19 protein-coding genes and 1 tRNA gene are annotated in these 18,254 nt (G+C 71.1%); 17 read left to right on the top strand and 3 right to left on the bottom strand.

Features of this window, described 5'->3' with window-relative positions; translation table 11 throughout:
- Positions 1-18 precede the first annotated feature (18 nt).
- Positions 19-438 carry a nucleoside-diphosphate kinase gene (gene ndk, locus HP507_RS05495; RefSeq protein ID WP_092093953.1) on the top strand — a complete coding sequence of 140 codons (420 nt, stop codon included), beginning with the start codon at positions 19-21 and terminating at the stop codon, positions 436-438.
- Positions 439-456: 18 nt separating this feature from the next.
- Positions 457-1,305 (top strand): DsbA family protein, encoded by an 849-nt coding sequence (locus tag HP507_RS05490; protein ID WP_175350840.1) that lies wholly within the window; start codon positions 457-459, stop codon positions 1,303-1,305.
- Between the two features lie 72 nt (positions 1,306-1,377).
- Here the strand turns inward: HP507_RS05490 and HP507_RS05485 are convergent, their stop codons facing one another.
- A complete protein-coding gene (locus HP507_RS05485) occupies positions 1,378-2,229 on the bottom strand; it encodes a DsbA family protein (RefSeq protein WP_175350839.1) in 852 nt (283 codons plus the stop codon).
- 100 nt (positions 2,230-2,329) lie between these two features.
- On the bottom strand, positions 2,330-2,932 hold the full coding sequence (locus HP507_RS05480) for a vitamin K epoxide reductase family protein (protein WP_271207155.1): 603 nt from the start codon (positions 2,930-2,932) through the stop codon (positions 2,330-2,332).
- A gap of 331 nt (positions 2,933-3,263) precedes the next feature.
- On the opposite strand from HP507_RS05480, the gene HP507_RS05475 reads away from it, so the two are divergent.
- Together HP507_RS05475 and HP507_RS05470 are read left to right on the top strand one after the other, a co-directional pair.
- A complete protein-coding gene (locus HP507_RS05475) occupies positions 3,264-6,014 on the top strand; it encodes an Rne/Rng family ribonuclease (RefSeq protein WP_175350838.1) in 2,751 nt (916 codons plus the stop codon).
- A 2-nt stretch (positions 6,015-6,016) separates the two neighbouring features.
- Positions 6,017-6,859 (top strand): hypothetical protein, encoded by an 843-nt coding sequence (locus HP507_RS05470; protein ID WP_175350837.1) that lies wholly within the window; start codon positions 6,017-6,019, stop codon positions 6,857-6,859.
- A 146-nt stretch (positions 6,860-7,005) separates the two neighbouring features.
- Here HP507_RS05470 and HP507_RS05465 read toward each other — a convergent pair whose 3' ends face one another.
- Positions 7,006-7,278 carry a DUF4031 domain-containing protein gene (locus tag HP507_RS05465; RefSeq protein ID WP_175350836.1) on the bottom strand — a complete coding sequence of 91 codons (273 nt, stop codon included), beginning with the start codon at positions 7,276-7,278 and terminating at the stop codon, positions 7,006-7,008.
- A 177-nt stretch (positions 7,279-7,455) separates the two neighbouring features.
- On the opposite strand from HP507_RS05465, the gene rplU reads away from it, so the two are divergent.
- From rplU to HP507_RS05400, 13 genes are all read left to right on the top strand, one after another.
- A complete protein-coding gene (rplU, locus tag HP507_RS05460; RefSeq protein WP_022905369.1) occupies positions 7,456-7,764 on the top strand; it encodes a 50S ribosomal protein L21 in 309 nt (102 codons plus the stop codon).
- A gap of 14 nt (positions 7,765-7,778) precedes the next feature.
- A complete protein-coding gene (gene rpmA / locus HP507_RS05455; RefSeq protein WP_022905368.1) occupies positions 7,779-8,030 on the top strand; it encodes a 50S ribosomal protein L27 in 252 nt (83 codons plus the stop codon).
- Between the two features lie 84 nt (positions 8,031-8,114).
- Positions 8,115-9,704, top strand: coding sequence for a GTPase ObgE (gene obgE, locus HP507_RS05450; RefSeq protein ID WP_175350835.1), 1,590 nt, complete (start codon positions 8,115-8,117; stop codon positions 9,702-9,704).
- Between the two features lie 7 nt (positions 9,705-9,711).
- Positions 9,712-10,530, top strand: coding sequence for a glutamate 5-kinase (gene proB, locus HP507_RS05445; protein ID WP_217508519.1), 819 nt, complete (start codon positions 9,712-9,714; stop codon positions 10,528-10,530).
- Between the two features lie 191 nt (positions 10,531-10,721).
- The gene (locus HP507_RS05440) at positions 10,722-11,987 is read left to right on the top strand and encodes a glutamate-5-semialdehyde dehydrogenase (RefSeq protein ID WP_175350834.1); all 1,266 of its coding nucleotides are present in this window, start codon (positions 10,722-10,724) and stop codon (positions 11,985-11,987) included.
- 42 nt (positions 11,988-12,029) lie between these two features.
- Positions 12,030-12,230: a hypothetical protein gene (locus HP507_RS05435; protein WP_175350833.1), complete on the top strand. Its 201-nt coding sequence runs from the start codon at positions 12,030-12,032 to the stop codon at positions 12,228-12,230.
- A gap of 11 nt (positions 12,231-12,241) precedes the next feature.
- Positions 12,242-12,841, top strand: a complete 600-nt coding sequence (gene nadD, locus HP507_RS05430) for a nicotinate-nucleotide adenylyltransferase (RefSeq protein ID WP_175350832.1) — start codon at positions 12,242-12,244, stop codon at positions 12,839-12,841.
- Entirely contained in the window at positions 12,838-14,217 is a 1,380-nt protein-coding gene (locus HP507_RS05425; RefSeq protein WP_175350831.1) for a hypothetical protein, read from the top strand. Before nadD ends, HP507_RS05425 begins: the two co-directional genes overlap by 4 nt.
- Positions 14,218-14,336: 119 nt before the next feature.
- A complete protein-coding gene (gene rsfS / locus HP507_RS05420) occupies positions 14,337-14,711 on the top strand; it encodes a ribosome silencing factor (RefSeq protein ID WP_175350830.1) in 375 nt (124 codons plus the stop codon).
- A gap of 118 nt (positions 14,712-14,829) precedes the next feature.
- Positions 14,830-14,905, top strand: a tRNA-Ala gene (locus tag HP507_RS05415).
- Positions 14,906-15,004: 99 nt separating this feature from the next.
- Positions 15,005-15,928, top strand: coding sequence for an aldose 1-epimerase family protein (locus HP507_RS05410; protein ID WP_175350829.1), 924 nt, complete (start codon positions 15,005-15,007; stop codon positions 15,926-15,928).
- Between the two features lie 8 nt (positions 15,929-15,936).
- Positions 15,937-17,418, top strand: coding sequence for an anthranilate synthase component I family protein (locus HP507_RS05405; protein WP_175350828.1), 1,482 nt, complete (start codon positions 15,937-15,939; stop codon positions 17,416-17,418).
- 72 nt (positions 17,419-17,490) lie between these two features.
- Positions 17,491-18,254, top strand: a 764-nt coding sequence (locus HP507_RS05400) for a hypothetical protein (RefSeq protein WP_175350827.1), incomplete at its 3' end; no start/stop codon positions are given.

The raw sequence follows: 18,254 nt of genomic DNA, 5'->3' as shown, positions 1-18,254 counted from the left end.
ACACACTAGGAGTTCTGCGTGTCCGACCTCGAAGAGACCCTCGTCCTCGTCAAGCCCGACGGCGTCGCCCGCCAGCTCACCGGTGAGATCCTCCGCCGGATCGAGGCGAAGGGCTACGAGATCGTCGACCTCAAGATGCTGACGGCCCCCCGTGACCTGCTCGACGCCCACTACGAGGAGCACCAGGGCAAGCCGTTCTTCGAGCCGCTCGTCGAGTTCATGCAGTCCGGACCGGTCGTCGCGGTGCGCGTCGCCGGCAACGGCGTGATCGCCGGCTTCCGCTCGCTCGCCGGCACCACCGACCCGACCTCGGCCGCACCGGGCACCATCCGTGGCGACCTCGGTCGTGACTGGGGCCTCAAGGTGCAGCAGAACCTCGTGCACGGCTCGGACAGCCCCGAGTCGTCGGCGCGCGAGCTCGCGCTCTGGTTCGCCTGAGACCGCGGGGAGCGACTCGTGACCAACAACGACCGTCCGACCAAGAACGAGCGTCGTCAGCACGCCCGTGACGTCGCCCGGCAGCGCGCTGAGGCCGAGAAGCGCCGCAAGCGCCGCAACAGGTGGTTCCTGCAGGGCGGCATCGGCCTCGCGATCGTGGCGATCGCGGTGATCGTGGCCGTCGTGGTGGTGAACCTCAACAACCAGCCCACGGCATCGGCAGCCGGGCCGAAGAACATGGCCACCGGCGCGATCCAGTTCACCGGCAGCGACGGGAAGGTCACCCCGGTGACCACGAAGGCCGTGACCGCGAAGGGCACCGCCTCGCCGGTCCCGACGTCGAACGCGAACGGCGCCGTCGCGGTGACCGAGTACGTCGACTGGGCCTGCCCGGTCTGCAAGCAGTTCGAGGCCGCGTACGCCGACCAGATCCTCGACAAGGTGAAGTCCGGCGATGCCACGCTGGCGATCCACCCGGTGTCGATCCTCGACCGGAACTACCAGAACTCGCGCTACGCCAGCCGTGCCGCCAACGCCGCGATGTGCGTCGCGAACTACGCTCCGGACAAGTTCCTCGACGTCCAGACGCAGTTCTTCGACAACCAGCCGGAGGAGGGCACGTCGGGACTGACGGACGCCCAGATCGCGAAGCTCGTGAAGGCGGGCGGTGCGACCGGATCGAACGTCTCCGAGTGTCTGTCGAACGAACGGTTCAAGGGCTGGGTTACGAAGTCCACCAACGCGGTCCTCGCCGACAAGAGCCTGCAGGGCACGCAGGGCTTCGGTACGCCGACCGTCCTGGTGAACGGCAAGAAGGTCGACACGCTGACGGACGTCATCACCGAGATCGACGCCGCGGCGAAGTAGCCCGATCCCGTACGACGTCGGCCCCCGCTCCCGATCCGGAAGCGGGGGCCGACGTCGTACGGCGCGGTGGGCCTACGCGGCGGCGCCGTTCTGCTCCACGAACGCGGCGAACGCGTCGGTGTCGGTGAGCGAGCCGCTGTACTGCTTCCCGTTGACGATGACCGTCGGGGTGCTCGTGACCTTGTCGAGCGACGAGTTCGGGATCTCGTCGTTGAGCACACGGTTCGTGGCGTCCGCGACCCACCCGGCGAACCTCTGGTCCCTGATGCACGACGCGACGTTCGCGTTCGTCGCGCCGGCTTCCTTCGCCAGGGACGCGAGCTTGTCGTTCGTGAGACCGCGGGTGCTCTCGGACGGCTGGTTCTCGTAGAGCGAGGTGTTGAACGCCAGGAACGCGTCGGGGTCGTAGTTCGCGACGCAGGCGGCCGCGGCGGCGGAGCGGGTCGAGTACTTCGAGCCGAGCGACGAGCTGTCGAGCAGGTTGAACGGGTGCAGCTCGAGCGTCGCCGAACCGTCCTGCACCCACTGCTGGATCTGGGACATCTGGCTGGTCTCGAACTGGTTGCAGTACGGGCACATGTAGTCCGAGTACACGGTGATGTTCGCGACCGAGTCGTCCTGCTTCGTCGGGGTCGGCTTCCCGCCCTCGGGGACGGCCTTCGTCTCGACCGGGACGACCTTGCCGTTCGACCCCTGGAAGAGGATCCCGTCGCTCGCCATGTTCTTCGGGCCGGGGCCGGCGGGCTGCACCGAGTTCGCGATCACCACGACGACGATCGCGACCACCGCGAGACCGCCGACGATGATCCCGCTGATCCCCAGCGTCCGGTTGCGGCGACGACGCGCCTGCTCCTTCGCGCGGGCCAGGCGTGCGCGTTCCCGCGCCGCCTCCCGCCGGGCCTTCTTGCTCTCGTTCTCGCTCATCGACTCCGAGCGTAGGTGCTGGCCCGACGGCGGTCGGCCGTCCTCGCTGGGAAGGAACCAGGAATTCGATGACGCGTCATCGACAACGTCCAGCGGAGGTTCAGAAGGCCGAAAGGAGCGTCGGGAACTTGATGATGATCGTCACGACGATGAACAGGTAGTTCGCGAGGGGGAAGGCCCAGCAGAAGGGCAGCAGCACGCGTCCGACTCGCTGGGTGCCCGCACCGAACCGGCCCTGCGCGGCGTTCCAGATCGTGAACACCCAGAACATCGGGATGGTCATCGACCAGACGAGCATGCACCACGGGCACAGGGCCCCGATGAACCACACGGTCTGGGTGAACAGCCACGTCACGAACACCCACGCCACGAAGACGCCGACGTTGAAGGCGATCCAGAACCAGCGTGAACCGTTCCGGAAACCGGCGAGCAGCATGACGGCGACGGCGATCGGCGCGACGAACCCCATCACGCCGAGCAGCGGGTTCGGGAAGCTGAACAGGTGCCCCTGCCAGCTCGCCATCACGTCCGAGCAGCTGATGAACGGGTTGACGTCGCAGGACAGCACCTTCTTGGGGTCCGCGTACTTCGCGAACTCGTCCAGCACGAGCGAGAAGGAGCCGTACAGACCGACCGCGCCGGTGATCAGGAGGAAGACCGCCATGGCGATCGGACGGCGGGCGGCAGGTGCAGGCGTGCTCACGGCGTCATCATCGCATGTCCGTTCCGGTCCTTTCCCGGTGCGGCATGCGATAATCGCTGGAGGTCGTGCGGCCATCCGCACGACGACGAAAGCTTTCCGGGCGCAGCCCGGACGATCAGGCGCGGTGAGAGCGTGCCGTGACCGGGACGCGCGTCACTCCGACGCCGAGCCGGTCGGGCCGGGTGCCCGACACGGAACGGCAGCGGACACCACAAGTTGACGCACCGGTCACAAGACAGCGAACGCGGGGGCGTGGACGCCGCCCGCTACAACTACAGAATTCCCGCCGTCCGTCACGGGCGCGAGCGGGGTCAAGGAGTGCACCAGGTCCATGGTGGAGCAGAACAACGACAACACGAACAACGAAGAAGTCGCGCCGAAGCGCCGCAGCCGCCTGTTCGGCGGTCGTCGCGCCCGGTCGGCCGGCCAGGAGGCACGTGGGGACGTCGCGCAGGCGGCTCCCGTCGACCAGACGGTCGCGCCGACCGACGAGCGGGTCACCGCGCCCGCTGCGGCCGCGCCGACCGCTGTCGCGGCGGCGGTGTCGCTCGAGGTCGAGGCGGTCGCCGCCCCGAGCGACGAGCCGCACGACGTGAGCACGGTCACCGGCGACCTGCCGGTGGTGGACGCGACCGGATCGGGTGCGGCGAGCGACGAGGCGGAGACGACCCGCGCCTCCAGTCCGGATCCGGAACCCGCCGCAGCGCCGGCCGAGCCGGAGCAGCCGGCTGTCGAGGAGCCGTTCGTCCCGAAGGCGACGAGCACCCTCAGCCTGATCTTCCACGCCCCGGTCCTGCCGGAGCTGCCGCACCGCGCGCCCCGTGCGGAAGAGGACGACGAGGAACACGGCGGCCGCCGCCGTTCGCGTCGCCGTGGCACGAGCGCCGACCGGGAGCCGCGCGAGCCGCGCGACCACCAGGAGCCCCGCCGTCGCGAGGTCGAGTACATCACCGAGCCGCAGAAGGTGAAGGGCTCGACGCGGCTCGAGGCGAAGAAGCAGCGTCGCCGCGACGGGCGCGACGCCGGCCGCCGTCGCCAGGTCGTCACCGAGGACGAGTTCCTCGCCCGCCGCGAGAGCGTCGACCGCCAGATGATCGTCCGGTCGAGCTCCTCGAAGATCGAGATCGGCGTGCTCGAGGACAACGTCCTCGCCGAGCACTACGTGACGAAGTCGCACAACGTGTCGCTCATCGGCAACGTGTACCTCGGCAAGGTCCAGAACGTGCTGCCGTCGATGGAGGCGGCGTTCGTCGACATCGGTCGTGGGCGCAACGCCGTGCTGTACGCGGGCGAGGTCGACTGGGCCTCGGTCGACACCGGCAACCACGGACGCCGCATCGAAGCCGCGCTCAAGCCGGGCGACAAGGTCCTCGTGCAGGTGACGAAGGACCCGGTCGGCCACAAGGGCGCCCGTCTGACCAGCCAGGTCTCGCTGCCCGGCCGGTACCTCGTCTACGTGCCGAACGGCTCGATGAACGGCATCTCCCGCAAGCTCCCGGACACCGAGCGCGCGCGCCTCAAGAAGATCCTCAAGGAGGTCCTCCCGGAGCACGCCGGCGTCATCGTCCGCACCGCTGCCGAGGGCGCCACCGAGGAACAGCTCACCCGCGACGTGCAGCGCCTCACCAGCCAGTGGGAGGCCATCCAGAAGAAGGTCGCCAACGGTCAGGCGCCGGTCATGCTCCACTCGGAGCCCGACCTGCTCGTGAAGATCGTCCGCGACGTCTTCAACGAGGACTTCACGAAGCTCATCATCGACGGTGAGTCCGCCCGGTCCACCATCGACGAGTACCTCACCGCGGTCGCGCCGGACCTCAAGGACCGCGTCGAGCTGTACGACGGCCCGGACTCGTTCGAGGAGTACCGCCTCAACGAGCAGATCGAGAAGGCGCTCGACCGCAAGGTGTGGCTGCCCTCGGGCGGTTCGCTCGTGATCGACCGCACCGAGGCCATGACCGTCATCGACGTCAACACGGGGAAGTTCGTCGGATCCGGCGGCAACCTCGAGGAGACGGTCACGAAGAACAACCTCGAGGCGGCGGAGGAGATCGTCCGTCAGCTCCGCCTGCGCGACATCGGCGGCATCATCGTCGTCGACTTCATCGACATGGTGCTCGAGTCGAACCGCGACCTCGTGCTGCGCCGGCTCGTCGAGTGCCTCAGCCGCGACCGCACGAAGCACCAGGTCGCCGAGGTGACCTCGCTCGGCCTCGTGCAGATGACCCGCAAGAAGATCGGCGTCGGGCTCCGCGAGTCCCTCGACGAGGTCAACGCGAAGGTCAACGACAACAACGCCGACCCCGGGCCCTCGAAGAGCCGTCGCAAGGGCCGCGGCGGCAACGGCAACGGCGGGAACGGCAACGGGGGCGGCGCCTCCGGGTCGTCGAACGGCGGTTCGTCGAACGGGTCGTCCTCGCAGACGCACCAGATCACGGACGACGTGAAGAACGCACTGTCCCGCATCGCGGCGTCGACCATCCCGCACGAGGAGCACGAGGGTGCCGCCACGCCGGTGTCCGCTCCGGAGACGTCCGCGCCCGAGGCTCCTGCTGCGTCGGAGTCGCAGGAGCACGGGGAGCAGGCCTCGGGTTCGAAGCGTCGTCGGCGCCGTGGTGGCCGAGGGGCCGGCGCTCCGGAGTCGACTTCATCGACCTCGTCGACCTCGTCGAACGACGGTGCTGTCGACGCTCCCGCTGCTCCCGCTGCGGCCGACGTCGGCACGGCCGACGCGTCGGCGCCCGCGCCCGCGCCGGAGGCCGCTCCGGCAGCCGCCCCGATCGCGGACGAGGCCCCCGCGAAGGCCCCCACGCGTCGCCGGGTCAGCTCGAGCGCCCCGGTGACCCCGGCCGAGACGTCGGTCGCGATCCTCGACATCCCGATCGCCGCCACGAAGCGCGAGCCGCGCAAGGTGAGCGGTGACGCCGAGTCCCTGCTCGACTCCGTCCTGCAGGCGCTGCCGGAGCCGAAGCAGCCGGGGCAGGGCCGTTCGCGGTCGCGTCGGGTGTCGTCGCCGAGCATCAGTGCACCGGCGACCGCCGAGGGCGACGCCACCGACGACGGCGCCGTGATCCTGGGGAACTGAGGATGTCGAACCCTGGCGACCCCCAGCGGTCGCAGCAGGACCGCGGGTACTACGGAGCGGGCTGGTCGCAGCCCGCTCCGCCCGCGCCCCCGTACGGGGCGCCGCAGGCCGGAGGACCGTACGGTGCGCCGCAGTCCGGCGGCTCGTACGCGCCACCACGGCCACCCCGCGCGCCGGCCGACCCGCGACGGGCGTTCGCCCCGGGGGCCTCGGTCACGAACACGGCCGGGGCGCTCATCGCCGTCGTGTCGATCGTCCTCGTCGAGTTCGTCTCCGGCCTGATCGGACTGCTCGGCGCCTCGCTCGTCGTGCACCCGTTCTCGTCGTACGGGACCGGCAACAGCCTCATCGGCGGGTTCGTCAGCGGGGTCTTCGCCGCACCGTTCCCGTTCTACGCGGGGGCCTTCCTCGCGCTCGCGTTCCTCACCCCGATCGCCCGCCGGAGCCCGCTGCCGACGGTGCTGCTCCGGGCCGTGCTCGCCGGGGCTGCCGGCACGATCGCGCTCGCCCTCGTCGGGGTCTTCACCGGGTCCGTCGGCGCCGTCCGGTACGGGGGAGCGCGTCTCGTGATCGACATCGTCACCACGCCGCTGCAGAACGGTGTGCCGTTCACGCTGATGCTCCTCGCCACGTCGACCGCGGCGTGGCTCTGGCTGGGGCGTCCCCGTGGCGGGCACCGAGCGCCGGGTTCCCCGGGAACGCCCGGCACCGTGCGTCCCGCCGACGCCGTGCCGCCCGCGACCGTGCAGCCGGCGCCGCAGCCACGAGCGCCGCAGCCACCCGTGCCGCCGCACGGGGTCCAGCAGCCGCCGTCCGACCCGTGGGGTGGTCCGGCGCCCCGCTGACCCGTGAGCGGCGCGCTGACCCGTGAGCGGCGCGCTGAGCGTGAGCGCCGCCGTGCGCCGTGCCACAGGCGGTCGCAGGAGGAGCGTCGGGGGTGAGCTGCGCCTCCAGGCCCGCGATCGACGGGCGACGGCCGCGAGAGGCGACCTCAGAACGCGCGCTTGTCCCGCTGCGCCACGCGGAGCCCGCTGCCGATCAACCGGAGCACCAGCTCCCGCCCGGTGACCGCCGTGGCTCCGGCGGCGACGAGTTCCTCGTACCGCGCCAGCGGCACGTCGTAGTGGTCGTGGTCGAACGCGCGACGGGGGACGCCGGCCCGGTCGGCGAACGCGTGCAGCTCGTCGTATGATGTGTCACTGACGAGGTGCGACCACAGAGTGTCGTGTGCGGGCCACGTCGGCGGGTCGATCAGCACGGTCACACGGCAATCGTACGTGTCGCCGTTTGACCGGACCTGGGGGCATCGAGTATTCTCGATCCCTGGTGTCAGCGGGCCGTTCTGCCTGCGTCGCCGATCGGGCCCGGGTCACCGGGAGCCGCTCGTGCAGAAGTGGGCACCCGAGACTTCCCTCAAGCAGAGTTACGTAAGGATTTCCACGTGGTTTACGCAGTAGTGCGCGCCGGCGGCCGTCAGGAGAAGGTCGAGGTCGGCACGATCATCACGATCGACCGTGCCAAGGCCGACGACAAGGGCAACATCGACCTCGCCCCGGTGCTCCTCGTGGACGGTGACAAGATCACGTCGGCGGCTTCCGAGCTCGCCAACGTGACCGTCACCGCCGAGGTGCTCGAGGACCTCCGCGGTCCGAAGGTCGTCATCCAGAAGTTCAAGAACAAGACCGGGTACAAGAAGCGTCAGGGTTTCCGCGCTGAGCTCACCCGCGTCAAGATCACCTCGATCGCGTAAGGCGGGAGTAGAAGATGGCACACAAGAAGGGTGCGAGCTCCACTCGCAACGGTCGTGACTCGAACGCACAGCGCCTCGGCGTGAAGCGCTTCGGTGGCGAGGTCGTCAACGCCGGTGAGATCATCCTCCGCCAGCGCGGCACCCACTTCCACCCGGGCGCCAACGTCGGCCGTGGTGGCGACGACACGCTGTTCGCCCTCTCGGCCGGTTCGGTCGAGTTCGGCACCAAGGGCGGCCGCAAGGTCGTCAACATCGTCAACGCGTAACGCCAACGACGATCAGACTCTGCGGGAGGGGCGGGCCACGTGCCCGCCCCTCCCGTTCTTTTCGCAACACCTAGGAGTGGACCCATGGCGACGTTCGTCGACCGCGTGACCCTGCACCTCAGCGCGGGGAACGGCGGCAACGGCTGTGTGTCGGTCCGCCGTGAGAAGTTCAAGCCCCTCGCCGGCCCGGACGGCGGCAACGGCGGTGACGGCGGCGACATCGTCCTCGTCGCCGACCCGCAGGTGACGACCCTGCTCGGGTACCACCGCTCGCCGCACCGTTCCTCGCGCAACGGGCAGCCCGGCATGGGTGACATGCGCAGCGGCATCAGCGGGGAGACCCTCGAACTGCCCCTGCCGATCGGCACCGTGGTGTACGACGAGGACGGCGAGGTGATCGCCGACATGACCGAGCCGGGCATGCGCGTCGTGATCGCCCCCGGTGGCCAGGGGGGTCTCGGCAACGCCGCGCTCTCGACCACGAAGCGCAAGGCCCCCGGGTTCGCGCTCCTCGGCACCGAGGGGTGGTCCGGCGACGTCAGCCTCGAGCTGAAGACCATCGCCGACGTCGCACTCGTCGGGTTCCCGAGCGCCGGCAAGTCCTCGCTCATCGCCGCGATCTCCGCCGCGAAGCCGAAGATCGCCGACTACCCGTTCACGACCCTCACGCCGAACCTCGGCGTCGTCGAGTCCGGCTCCACCCGCTTCACCGTCGCCGACGTCCCCGGGCTCATCGAGGGCGCGTCGGAGGGCAAGGGTCTCGGGCTCGAGTTCCTCCGCCACGTCGAGCGCTGCGAAGCGCTGCTGCACGTCATCGACTGCGCGACGCTCGACCCCGGCCGCGACCCGATCAGCGACCTCGACGTGATCCTCGGTGAGCTCGAGCGCTACCCGGTCCCCGAGGGCCAGGTGCCGCTGCTCGAACGCCCGCAGATGATCGCCCTCAACAAGGTCGACGTGCCCGAGGCCGAAGAGCTGGCGTCTTTCGTGCGAGAAGAGCTCGAGGGACGCGGCTACCGCGTCTTCGCGATCTCCACCGCGTCCCGCAAGGGCCTGCGCGAGCTGACGTTCGCACTGGCCGACGTCGTGGAGCAGGCCCGCGCCTCCCGTACCGCCGAACCGGTGCCCGAGCGCATCGTGCTCCGCCCGAAGGCCGTCGACGACAAGCCGTACACGATCCGTGCCGAGGGCGGCGAGGAGCACCGCTTCTACCGCATCCGCGGCGCGAAGCCGGAGCGCTGGGTCCAGCAGACCGACTTCACCAACGAAGAGGCGATCGGCTACCTCGCCGACCGCCTGGCGAAGCTCGGCGTCGAGGACGGCCTGTTCAAGGCCGGCGCCGTCGCCGGGTCCACCGTGGTCATCGGTGGCGACGGCGGCACGGTGTTCGACTGGGAGCCGACGCTCACCTCGACCGCCGAGCTCATCACGAGCGCCCGCGGTACCGACGCGCGCATCGGGGCGACCTCGCGTCCGACCCGCAACGAGCGTCGCGAGGAGTACTTCGAGCGCATGGACGCGAAGGCCGCCGCCCGCGCCGAGCTCGAGCAGGAGCGCATCGCCGGACTGTGGGCGGACGACGACGACACGTTCGTCGGGGACACCTCGTCCGACAGCGCGTCCGCGAGCCGCGGCGGGGACGCCGCCGGAACCGACCAGGAAGACCGGGACTGACCGCAGCATGACCGACACGACCGCACGCACCGACCTCGGACCCGTCACCCGGCGCGAGGACATCCCACGTGCGCGGCGGATCGTGGTCAAGGTCGGTTCGTCGTCGGTCAGCGGTGACAACACGGGGCAGATCGCCCCGCTGGTCGACGCACTCGCCGCCGCGCACGGCCGGGGAACCGAGGTCGTGCTGGTCTCCTCGGGCGCCATCGCCACCGGCTTCCCGTTCCTCGGACTCGAGGGGCGCCCGGACGACCTCGCCACGCAGCAGGCGGCGGCGGCCACGGGGCAGAACGTCCTGATGTTCCGGTACCAGAAGGAACTCGACCGGCACGCCGTCGTCGCGGCGCAGATCCTCCTGACCGCGGGAGACCTGCAGAACCCGACGCACCGGGTCAACGCGCAACGGGCGCTCGACCGGCTCCTCGCCCTGCGGGTGCTGCCGATCGTGAACGAGAACGACACCGTGGCCACGCACGAGATCCGCTTCGGCGACAACGACCGGCTCGCGGCCCTCGTGGCGCGCCTGCTCGGCGCGGACGCCCTCGTGCTGCTCTCCGACGTGGAGTCGTTGTACACGCGGCCGCCGGAACAGCCCGGGGCGTCGCCGATCGAGTTCGTGCCGTTCGGTGACGAGCTGGCCGGGGTCACGTTCGGGTCGATCGGTGCGGCTGGTGTGGGCACCGGGGGTGCCGGCACGAAGGTCGCGGCGGCGCGGCTCGCCGCCGAGGCGGGGACGTCGGTGCTCGTCACGGCGACGGCGCTCGTGGAACGGGCGCTGGCGGGCGAGCGGGTCGGCACCTGGTTCGAGGCGGCGCCTCGCGGCTGACGGGTCGGTCTGGAGGCGCGGGTCGGTCCGACACGCGGCTCACGTCCGCCGAGAGGACACGTTCTGTCGCTCTCGGCGCCTCCGAGCGGCGCATTGCGCACCCTCGGCGACCCGCCTGCGGCGTGTCGTGCGCGGTCGCGACGGAGCGTGACGGCGGTCACGCGACAGATGCCCACGCCTAGAATCGAGCCATGTCGCTGACCGCACCCGCACCGACCCTGACCGACAAGCTCGTCGCCGCGCGCGACGCCTCGTCGGCGCTCGCCACGGCCACCACCGCGGTGAAGGACGCGGCGCTCCTCGCGATCGCCGAGGGTGTGCGGGCCGCGACGGACGACATCGTCCAGGCCAACCACGGTGACCTCGTCGCGGGTGAAGAGGACGGGCTGTCGTCCGGTCTCCTCGACCGGCTGCGCCTCGACGCCGCACGGATCGAGGCACTCGCGCGCGCGGTCGAGCACGTCGTCGGCCTCACCGATCCCGTCGGCCAGCACGTCCGGGGGTCGCGACTGGCGAACGGTCTCCAGCTCACCCAGGTCCGGGTGCCGTTCGGCGTCGTCGGCGCGATCTACGAAGCCCGCCCGAACGTCACCGTCGACATCGCCAGCCTCGCCCTGAAGAGCGGCAACGCGGTGGTCCTGCGCGGGGGATCGGCCGCGCAGCGCACCAACGCCGTGCTCGTCGCCCGCATCCAGGACGCCGTGGCCTCCGTCGGGCTGCCGCGCGAACTCGTGCAGACCATCGACGAGTTCGGGCGTGCCGGGGCGACGGAACTCATGCGGGCGCGCGGGCTCGTCGACGTGCTCATCCCGCGGGGGAGCGCCTCGCTCATCCAGACCGTCGTCACCGAGTCGCGGGTGCCCGTCATCGAGACCGGCGCAGGTGTGGTGCACGTGTTCCTCGACGAGTCGGCGCCGCTCGAGCGCTCGGTCGACATCGTCCTCAACAGCAAGGTGCAGCGACCGAGCGTCTGCAACGCCCTCGAGACCCTCCTCGTGCACGAGCGCGCCGCCGAGCGACTGCTGCCGGTGCTCGCGGACCGCCTGCGCGCGGCGGGCGTGACGCTCCGCGGTGACGACGCCACGCGGGTGATCGTCCCCGGCGTGCTCCGCGCGACGGACGACGACTGGGCGACGGAGTCGATGGACCTCGACCTGTCCATCCGGGTCGTCCCGGACGTCGACGCCGCGATGGCGCACATCGCGCGGTGGTCCACGCACCACACCGAGTCGATCGTCACGAACGACGTCGACACGGCGGAGCGCTTCATCGCCGAGGTCGATTCCGCGGTCGTGATGGCGAACGCCTCGACGCGGTTCACCGACGGCGGGGAGTTCGGCTTCGGGGCCGAGGTGGGGATCTCCACGCAGAAGCTGCACGCCCGCGGGCCGATGGGGCTGCCCGAACTCACGAGCACCAAGTGGATCGTGCGCGGGCAGGGCCAGATCCGCGGCTAGACTGAACGCCGACTTCCCCCGACCGAACGGAGCATCGGACCAATGACCTTCCTCGCTGAAGCCGCTGAGCACGCCTCCGGGGTCCCCGCGTACGTCTTCCCGCTCGTCGGCGCCCTCTTCTTCGCGTTCCTCGGGTTCGTGACCTGGAGCTTCCGTGACGTGGCCTACCGTCACTCGCACAAGTTCGAGGCCACCCGCCACCACGAGACGGGTGTCGACGAGTTCGGTCACACCAAGATCTGACCCGCCACTCCATGCTCGAGAGCACGGGGCGGCCACGCATCGGTGTGATGGGTGGCACGTTCGACCCGATCCACAACGGCCACCTGGTGGCCGCGTCCGAGGTCGCGCGTGCGTTCGACCTCGACGAGGTGGTGTTCGTGCCCACCGGGCAGCCGTACATGAAGTCCGGCGTCACGGACGCCGAGCACCGGTACCTGATGACCGTCGTGGCGACCGCGTCGAACCCGATGTTCACCGTCAGCCGCGTCGACATCGACCGTCCCGGCCCGACCTACACGGTCGACACGCTCCGCGACCTGCACGCCCAGCGCCCCGACGCGCAGCTGGTCTTCATCTCCGGCGCAGACGCCGTCCAGCAGATTGTCGACTGGAAGGACCATGATGGTCTCTGGGACCTCGCGCACTTCGTCGCCGTGACTCGTCCGGGACACGCCCTGAGCATCACCGGATTGCCCGAACGCGACGTAAGCTTGCTCGAAGTTCCCGCGCTGGCCATATCGTCGACCGATTGCCGCGACCGGGTGAGACGCGGTTTCCCCGTTTGGTACTTGGTCCCCGACGGTGTCGTCCAGTACATCTCGAAGCACCATCTGTATCGGAGCGTTGCATGAGTTCGTCCGACGCGCAGCCGCCCCTGTCGCGGCGCCAGGCGCGCGAGCGTGAGCGTGCCGCCGCGAGCGGTGCACAGCCCGTGACGCCGCCGCCGACGGTCGCGGCCCCGACTGAGCAGCCGGAAGCCCGCCGTCGTCCCGGAAGCCACGTCGCGCCGGCCCCGAGCGCACCCGCGCAGTCCGCCGCACCGTCGTCCGCCGCGTCGGCGCCGACCGGCGTCCCGCCGATGCCCCCGGCCTCCGCGACCGAGATCGTGCCCGGCACCGGTGGCCTGACGCGTCGCCAGATCCGCCAGATGCGGGCGGCCGAAGGTCAGGCCGTCCAGCCGGTGCCGCTGCAGATCCCGACGCCGCAGTCGTCCGACCGTACCGTGCAGGACGTGCTCGGATCGGTGGACGCGCTGCAGGCCGACCCGCAGTCCGCCGCCACCGACCGGTCGGAGCCCGGGCCCTCGGCGCAGGAGCCGCCCGCCGAGACCGTGGCGCTCGACCAGGCTGCGGTCGCCCAGGCCACCGAAGCCGACGGGTCGCCCGACGCGATCCAGCCGCTCGAAGAAGCCGCCGCACACAGTGAGGAGCCGCGTCGACACCGTTCGACGTGGGCCCCTCACGACGCCGTCGACGAGACGGAACCCGAGCCCGCTGCCGAGGTCGCACCGGATGCCCCGGACGTTCCGGCCCAGTCGCCGAGCGCTCCGGTCGGCTCCTCCACGCCGGCGGTGTTCCCGCTCTCGCTGGACGAGAACGACACGAACGAGGTGCCCGCTGCGCCGACCTCGGCTCCGCGTTCGTCCGCGCCCACGTCGGCGCCGCGCTCGGCCGGCACCGACGACACCGGCGCGCCCCGCGTCCCCGCTTCGTTCCAGCGTCCGTCCGAGCCGAAGCCCGTCACGACGGCGTTCGAGCCGCCGGTCGGCCATTGGTCGCAGCAGGCGCACGGCTCCAACGACGCCGAGGTCCACGACGAGGAGACCGGAACCCGTCGCGTCGCCGTGACGAACACGAACGCGATCATCCTGCCGAACTCGGCCCTCGCCGATCCGACGGGAGCGCTCAACGCCACGGGTGAGGTCATCCTCACCGGTTCCATCGACCTGCCCGCCTCGCTGTCGTCCACCGGGTCCCACCGTCCGATCGACGGTGCCGAGGTCGATCGACTGCTCGAGCAGCACGACGAGCAGCCCGACACGGACGCCAGCCCGGTCCGTGCCAGCCGCGCGGTGTCGAGCCACACCTCGACCCGTCAGGTCGTGCTCGCCGCCGCCAAGCCGAAGGAATCGCGGACGCCGCTCATCCTCGGCGTGACGGTGGGTGCCGTCGGCCTGGCTGCCGCAGCGGTGATCATCGTGGCGCTCGTGACCACCCACACGTTCTGACACCGACACCCGGACATCACGACGTCGGCCATGGCCTGGTCGGTGTCGGCGGGGTGGCTTATGATCGGGACCCATCAAGCGATCCGGCATGCTGCCGGGTCGACGACCGGAAGGAATCCGTGACCGCCTCCTCACGCGCACTGGAACTCGTGCAGATCGCCGCGCTCGCGGCCGACGCCAAGCAGGCCGATGACCTCGTCGCCCTCGACGTGACCGGGCCGCTGCAGCTCACCGACGTGTTCCTGCTCGCGACCGGCCGGAACGAGCGCAACGTGCTCGCCATCGCGGACGAGATCGAAGAGCGCCTCCTCGAAGCCGGGGCCAAGCCACTCCGTCGCGAAGGCCGGAGCGAGGGCCGCTGGGTCCTCATCGACTTCGGCGACATCGTCGTCCACGTCTTCCACGAAGAAGACCGCCAGTACTACTCGCTCGAGCGCCTCTGGTCGGACTGCCCGACCATCCCGCTCGAGCTCCCGGTGGACCACACCGCCTAGCTGCGACTCGCCCGGGTGGCGGCGACGATTTCGTCACCCGGCGTTCGCATGGTGTACGCTTCTATGGTGCCTCCGGGAGCGGAGGCATGAGCAAGACAAGCACGAAGCAAGACAGTTCGGGTCTGTGGCGCAGCTGGTAGCGCACCTGCATGGCATGCAGGGGGTCAGGGGTTCGAGTCCCCTCAGATCCACCAAAGCCCCCGCGGTTCTCCGGAACCGTGGGGGTTTTCGCATGCTCGGAGCCTCGCGTTCCGCAGACGCTCCGGGCACGGCGATCCCGATACGCTGAGCGCATGAGCAACGACGCGCCGCTGTCCGGTTCCGCACTGACGATCACCGCCGCCGGGTACACGGCCGAGATCGCTTCCGTCGGGGCCACGCTGCGGGCGCTCCGGTACGAGGGTCGCGACCTGGTGGTGCCGTTCGACGCGGACGAGGTCCGTCCCGCCTTCCGCGGGGCCGTGCTCGCACCGTGGCCGAACCGGGTCGTCGACGGTCGGTACTCCTTCGGCGGCGTCGAACACGAACTCGCGCTGACCGAACCGCGGCGGCAGCACGCCCTGCACGGACTGGTCGCGTGGACCGACTTCCGGATCGTCGCGCACGAGCCCGACCGTGCCGTCCTCGGTACGACGGTGCCCGCGCAGGTCGGCTACCCGTTCCGTGTCGAGGTGCTCGTCGAGTACCGCGTCGACGCGGCCGGGTTCCACACGACGATCACGGGCACGAACACGGGTGCCGACGCGGCGCCGTGGGGGACCGGTCCGCACCCGTACCTCGTCGGTGGCGAGGGTCGGGTCGACGACTGGACCCTGACCCTCCCCGCGGCGCAGGTGCTCGAGGTCACGGAGGACCGCCTCATCCCGACCGGGCTCGCGCCGGTGCACGACGAGTTCGACCTGCGCACGGCGACGCGCATCGGCCCGCGGTTCATCGACCACGCGTACACCGGGTTCGACCGCGACGCCGACGGCATCGCCACGGTCGTCCTCACCGCGGCCGATGGCCACGGTGTCCGGGCGTCCTTCGGACCGGAGTGCCCGTGGGCGCAGGTGCACACCGCCGACCACGTGATCCCCGAGTACCACCGCGCCGGTCTGGCCGTCGAGCCGATGACGTGCGCGCCGGACGCGTTCAACGCGGGCGCCGAGGCCGGGCTCGTCGTGCTCGAGCCGGGCGCCTCGCACGTGGCCTCGTGGACGATCGACGCCGTCTGAAGGAGACTGTGGCCGGCGCCCGCATCGAGCTCCGACGGCTGGGCACGGCTCCCGATCTCGGCTCCTTGGCCGCCGGTGCCGAGGGTGACGTCGTCTGGCTCGACTCCTCGCTGCCCGAGGGAGCGCCCGCAGCAGCGCACGAGCGTGCCCGGTGGTCGGTCCTCGCCTGGACGGACGGGCCGTTCTCGGTGCGGTTCCGGCACGAGGCCCGGCGGGCGTTCCTCGACGTGCCCCCGGCGTCCTGGTCGTGGTTCGGTGCGTCGCGGGTGGATGACCGTCCGGCGTTCGACGTCCTCTCCGACCTGCTCGACGGCACGCCGGTACTGTCGGAGCCGGTCCCGGGGTGCGGCTTCGCACTCGGCTGGGTCGGTTTCCTCGGGTACGAGCTCGGTCGCGAGTCGGGTGGCGCCGACCGGACGGCCGACGGGCACGCGGACGCCGACCTGCGGTTCGCGGACCGCGCCGTTCTCGTCGAGGAGGGCGGTGACGCCTGGGCGCTCGCCCTGGTGGCGGACGCGGAACCGGCGGCCAGTGCGGCGAACCGGGCATGGCTCGAGACGGTGACCGCCTCGACCGCGCAGGCCGACGTCGACGACGCGCCCCCGCGCCTCCCGGACGGCTCGGAGGCGACGGGGCGCGTGACGCGGGCCGCCTACGAGAGCGCTGTCGACGCGTGCCGTGCGGAGATCCGTGAGGGCAACGCGTTCCAGGTCTGTCTCACCACCGCCTTCGCGGTCCGGGAGGCGCGGGTCGACCCCGGTACGGACCCGCACCTGACCGAGTACCTGCGTCTGCGTGCCGTGGACCCCGTCCCGTTCGGTGCGTACCTGCGGCTCGGTCCGCTGCGCGTGGCGAGCCGGTCGCCGGAGCGGTTCCTGCGCATCGAGGCCACCGGTGCGGTGTCCGCGGAACCGATCAAGGGGACGAGACGGCGCGCCGAGGACCCTGTGGAGGACGAAGCGGTGCGTGCGGAACTCGCCGCGAGCGTGAAGGACCGGGCGGAGAACGTGATGATCGTCGACCTGCTCCGGAACGACCTGCTCCGGACGGCGTTGCCGGGCTCGGTCCACGTCGATCGGCTCTGCGACGTCGAGACGTACGCGAGCGTGCACCAGATGGTGTCGACGATCGGTGCGGTGCTGCCCGCTGGGGCCTCGCGGGCCGCCGTCGTGCGTGCCGCGTTCCCGCCGGGGTCGATGACCGGTGCGCCGAAGATCAGTGCCATGGCGATCGCTGATCGGCTCGAGGACGCGCCTCGCGGGGTGTACTCGGGCGCGATCGGGTACTTCTCGGCCAGCGGGGCGGCCGACCTGTCGGTGGCGATCCGCACACTGGTGACGGTCCTCGACGAGGACGGCTCGGTCCGGTCTCGGACCTTCGGCGCCGGCGGCGCGGTGACGTGGTCGTCGGTGGCGGCGGACGAGGCGGACGAGGTCGAGACGAAGACGCGCTCCGTGCTCGCCGGGCTGGGGGCCGTCGCCCGCTGGTGACGGAGAGCGTGTCGAACGCGTGTTCGAACCCTTGTCCACAGGATGTCGGACCCGATTGACATCATCGAACACATGTTCGAATATGAGGGCATGCAGACGGCGGCGGCACTCCGGTCGCCCGGGGCCCCACGGGAGTCACCCGGGCGGTCCAGTGCTGCCCGGCCGGTGCGGCGGGTCGACCACCTGGGGGACGCCCGGGCGGCGCTCGAGCGGATCACCTCGCTGCGTTCGCGCGTCGCCGAGATGGAGTCCACGCGCGTCGACACCGAGGGGCTGCCCACCGCCGAAGCGCTCGCGCCGCTCCTGCCCGGCGGTGCGATCCGCGTGGGCGGGTCCTACGCGGTGCAGGAGTCGGTGCTCCTCGCGATGACGATGCTGCAGGCCGCCTCGGCCGCCGGCGCCTGGTGCGCCGTCGTGGGCGTCCCGTCCTTCGGGGTCGAGGCGGCGGCCGCCGCCGGCATCGACCTCGAACGGCTCGTGCTCGTCCCGGACCCGGGCGACCAGTGGCTCACCGTGACCGCCGCGCTGGCGGACGTGGCGCAGATCGTGCTCACCCGTCCGCTCGGCCGGGTGGTGCCGGGTGACGTCTCCCGACTGTCGGCCCGACTCCGGCAGCGGGGCGGCGCCCTGGTCGCACTCGGGTCCTGGCCGGGGGCCGACGTCACGCTGCGGGTGACGCGGTCCGAGTGGAGCGGCATCGGGGACGGCCACGGCTTCCTGACGGAGCGACGGGTCACGGTGTCGGCGGCCGGCCGTGCCGGAGCGGCGCGACCGGTCGACGCCGAGCTGCTGCTGCCCGCGGCGGACGGCACGGTGCGGGCCGCCGTGCCCGCTGC

This window comes from Curtobacterium pusillum (assembly GCF_013359865.1).
Lineage (GTDB): Bacteria > Actinomycetota > Actinomycetes > Actinomycetales > Microbacteriaceae > Curtobacterium > Curtobacterium pusillum.
Note: the sequence above shows the minus strand (reverse complement) of the source record. Positions and strands in the feature narration are given on the sequence as shown.

Excerpts from the sequence above, each read along its gene's own strand:
- HP507_RS05485 (WP_175350839.1), bottom strand. The coding sequence starts at position 2,229 with ATGAGCGAGAACGAGAGCAAGAAGGCCCGGCGGGAGGCGGCGCGGGAA.
- HP507_RS05475 (WP_175350838.1), top strand. The coding sequence starts at position 3,264 with ATGGTGGAGCAGAACAACGACAACACGAACAACGAAGAAGTCGCGCCG.
- HP507_RS05470 (WP_175350837.1), top strand. The coding sequence starts at position 6,017 with ATGTCGAACCCTGGCGACCCCCAGCGGTCGCAGCAGGACCGCGGGTAC.
- rpmA (WP_022905368.1), top strand. The coding sequence starts at position 7,779 with ATGGCACACAAGAAGGGTGCGAGCTCCACTCGCAACGGTCGTGACTCG.
- obgE (WP_175350835.1), top strand. The coding sequence starts at position 8,115 with ATGGCGACGTTCGTCGACCGCGTGACCCTGCACCTCAGCGCGGGGAAC.
- proB (WP_217508519.1), top strand. The coding sequence starts at position 9,712 with ATGACCGACACGACCGCACGCACCGACCTCGGACCCGTCACCCGGCGC.
- HP507_RS05440 (WP_175350834.1), top strand. The coding sequence starts at position 10,722 with ATGTCGCTGACCGCACCCGCACCGACCCTGACCGACAAGCTCGTCGCC.
- HP507_RS05435 (WP_175350833.1), top strand. The coding sequence starts at position 12,030 with ATGACCTTCCTCGCTGAAGCCGCTGAGCACGCCTCCGGGGTCCCCGCG.
- nadD (WP_175350832.1), top strand. The coding sequence starts at position 12,242 with ATGCTCGAGAGCACGGGGCGGCCACGCATCGGTGTGATGGGTGGCACG.
- HP507_RS05425 (WP_175350831.1), top strand. The coding sequence starts at position 12,838 with ATGAGTTCGTCCGACGCGCAGCCGCCCCTGTCGCGGCGCCAGGCGCGC.
- HP507_RS05410 (WP_175350829.1), top strand. The coding sequence starts at position 15,005 with ATGAGCAACGACGCGCCGCTGTCCGGTTCCGCACTGACGATCACCGCC.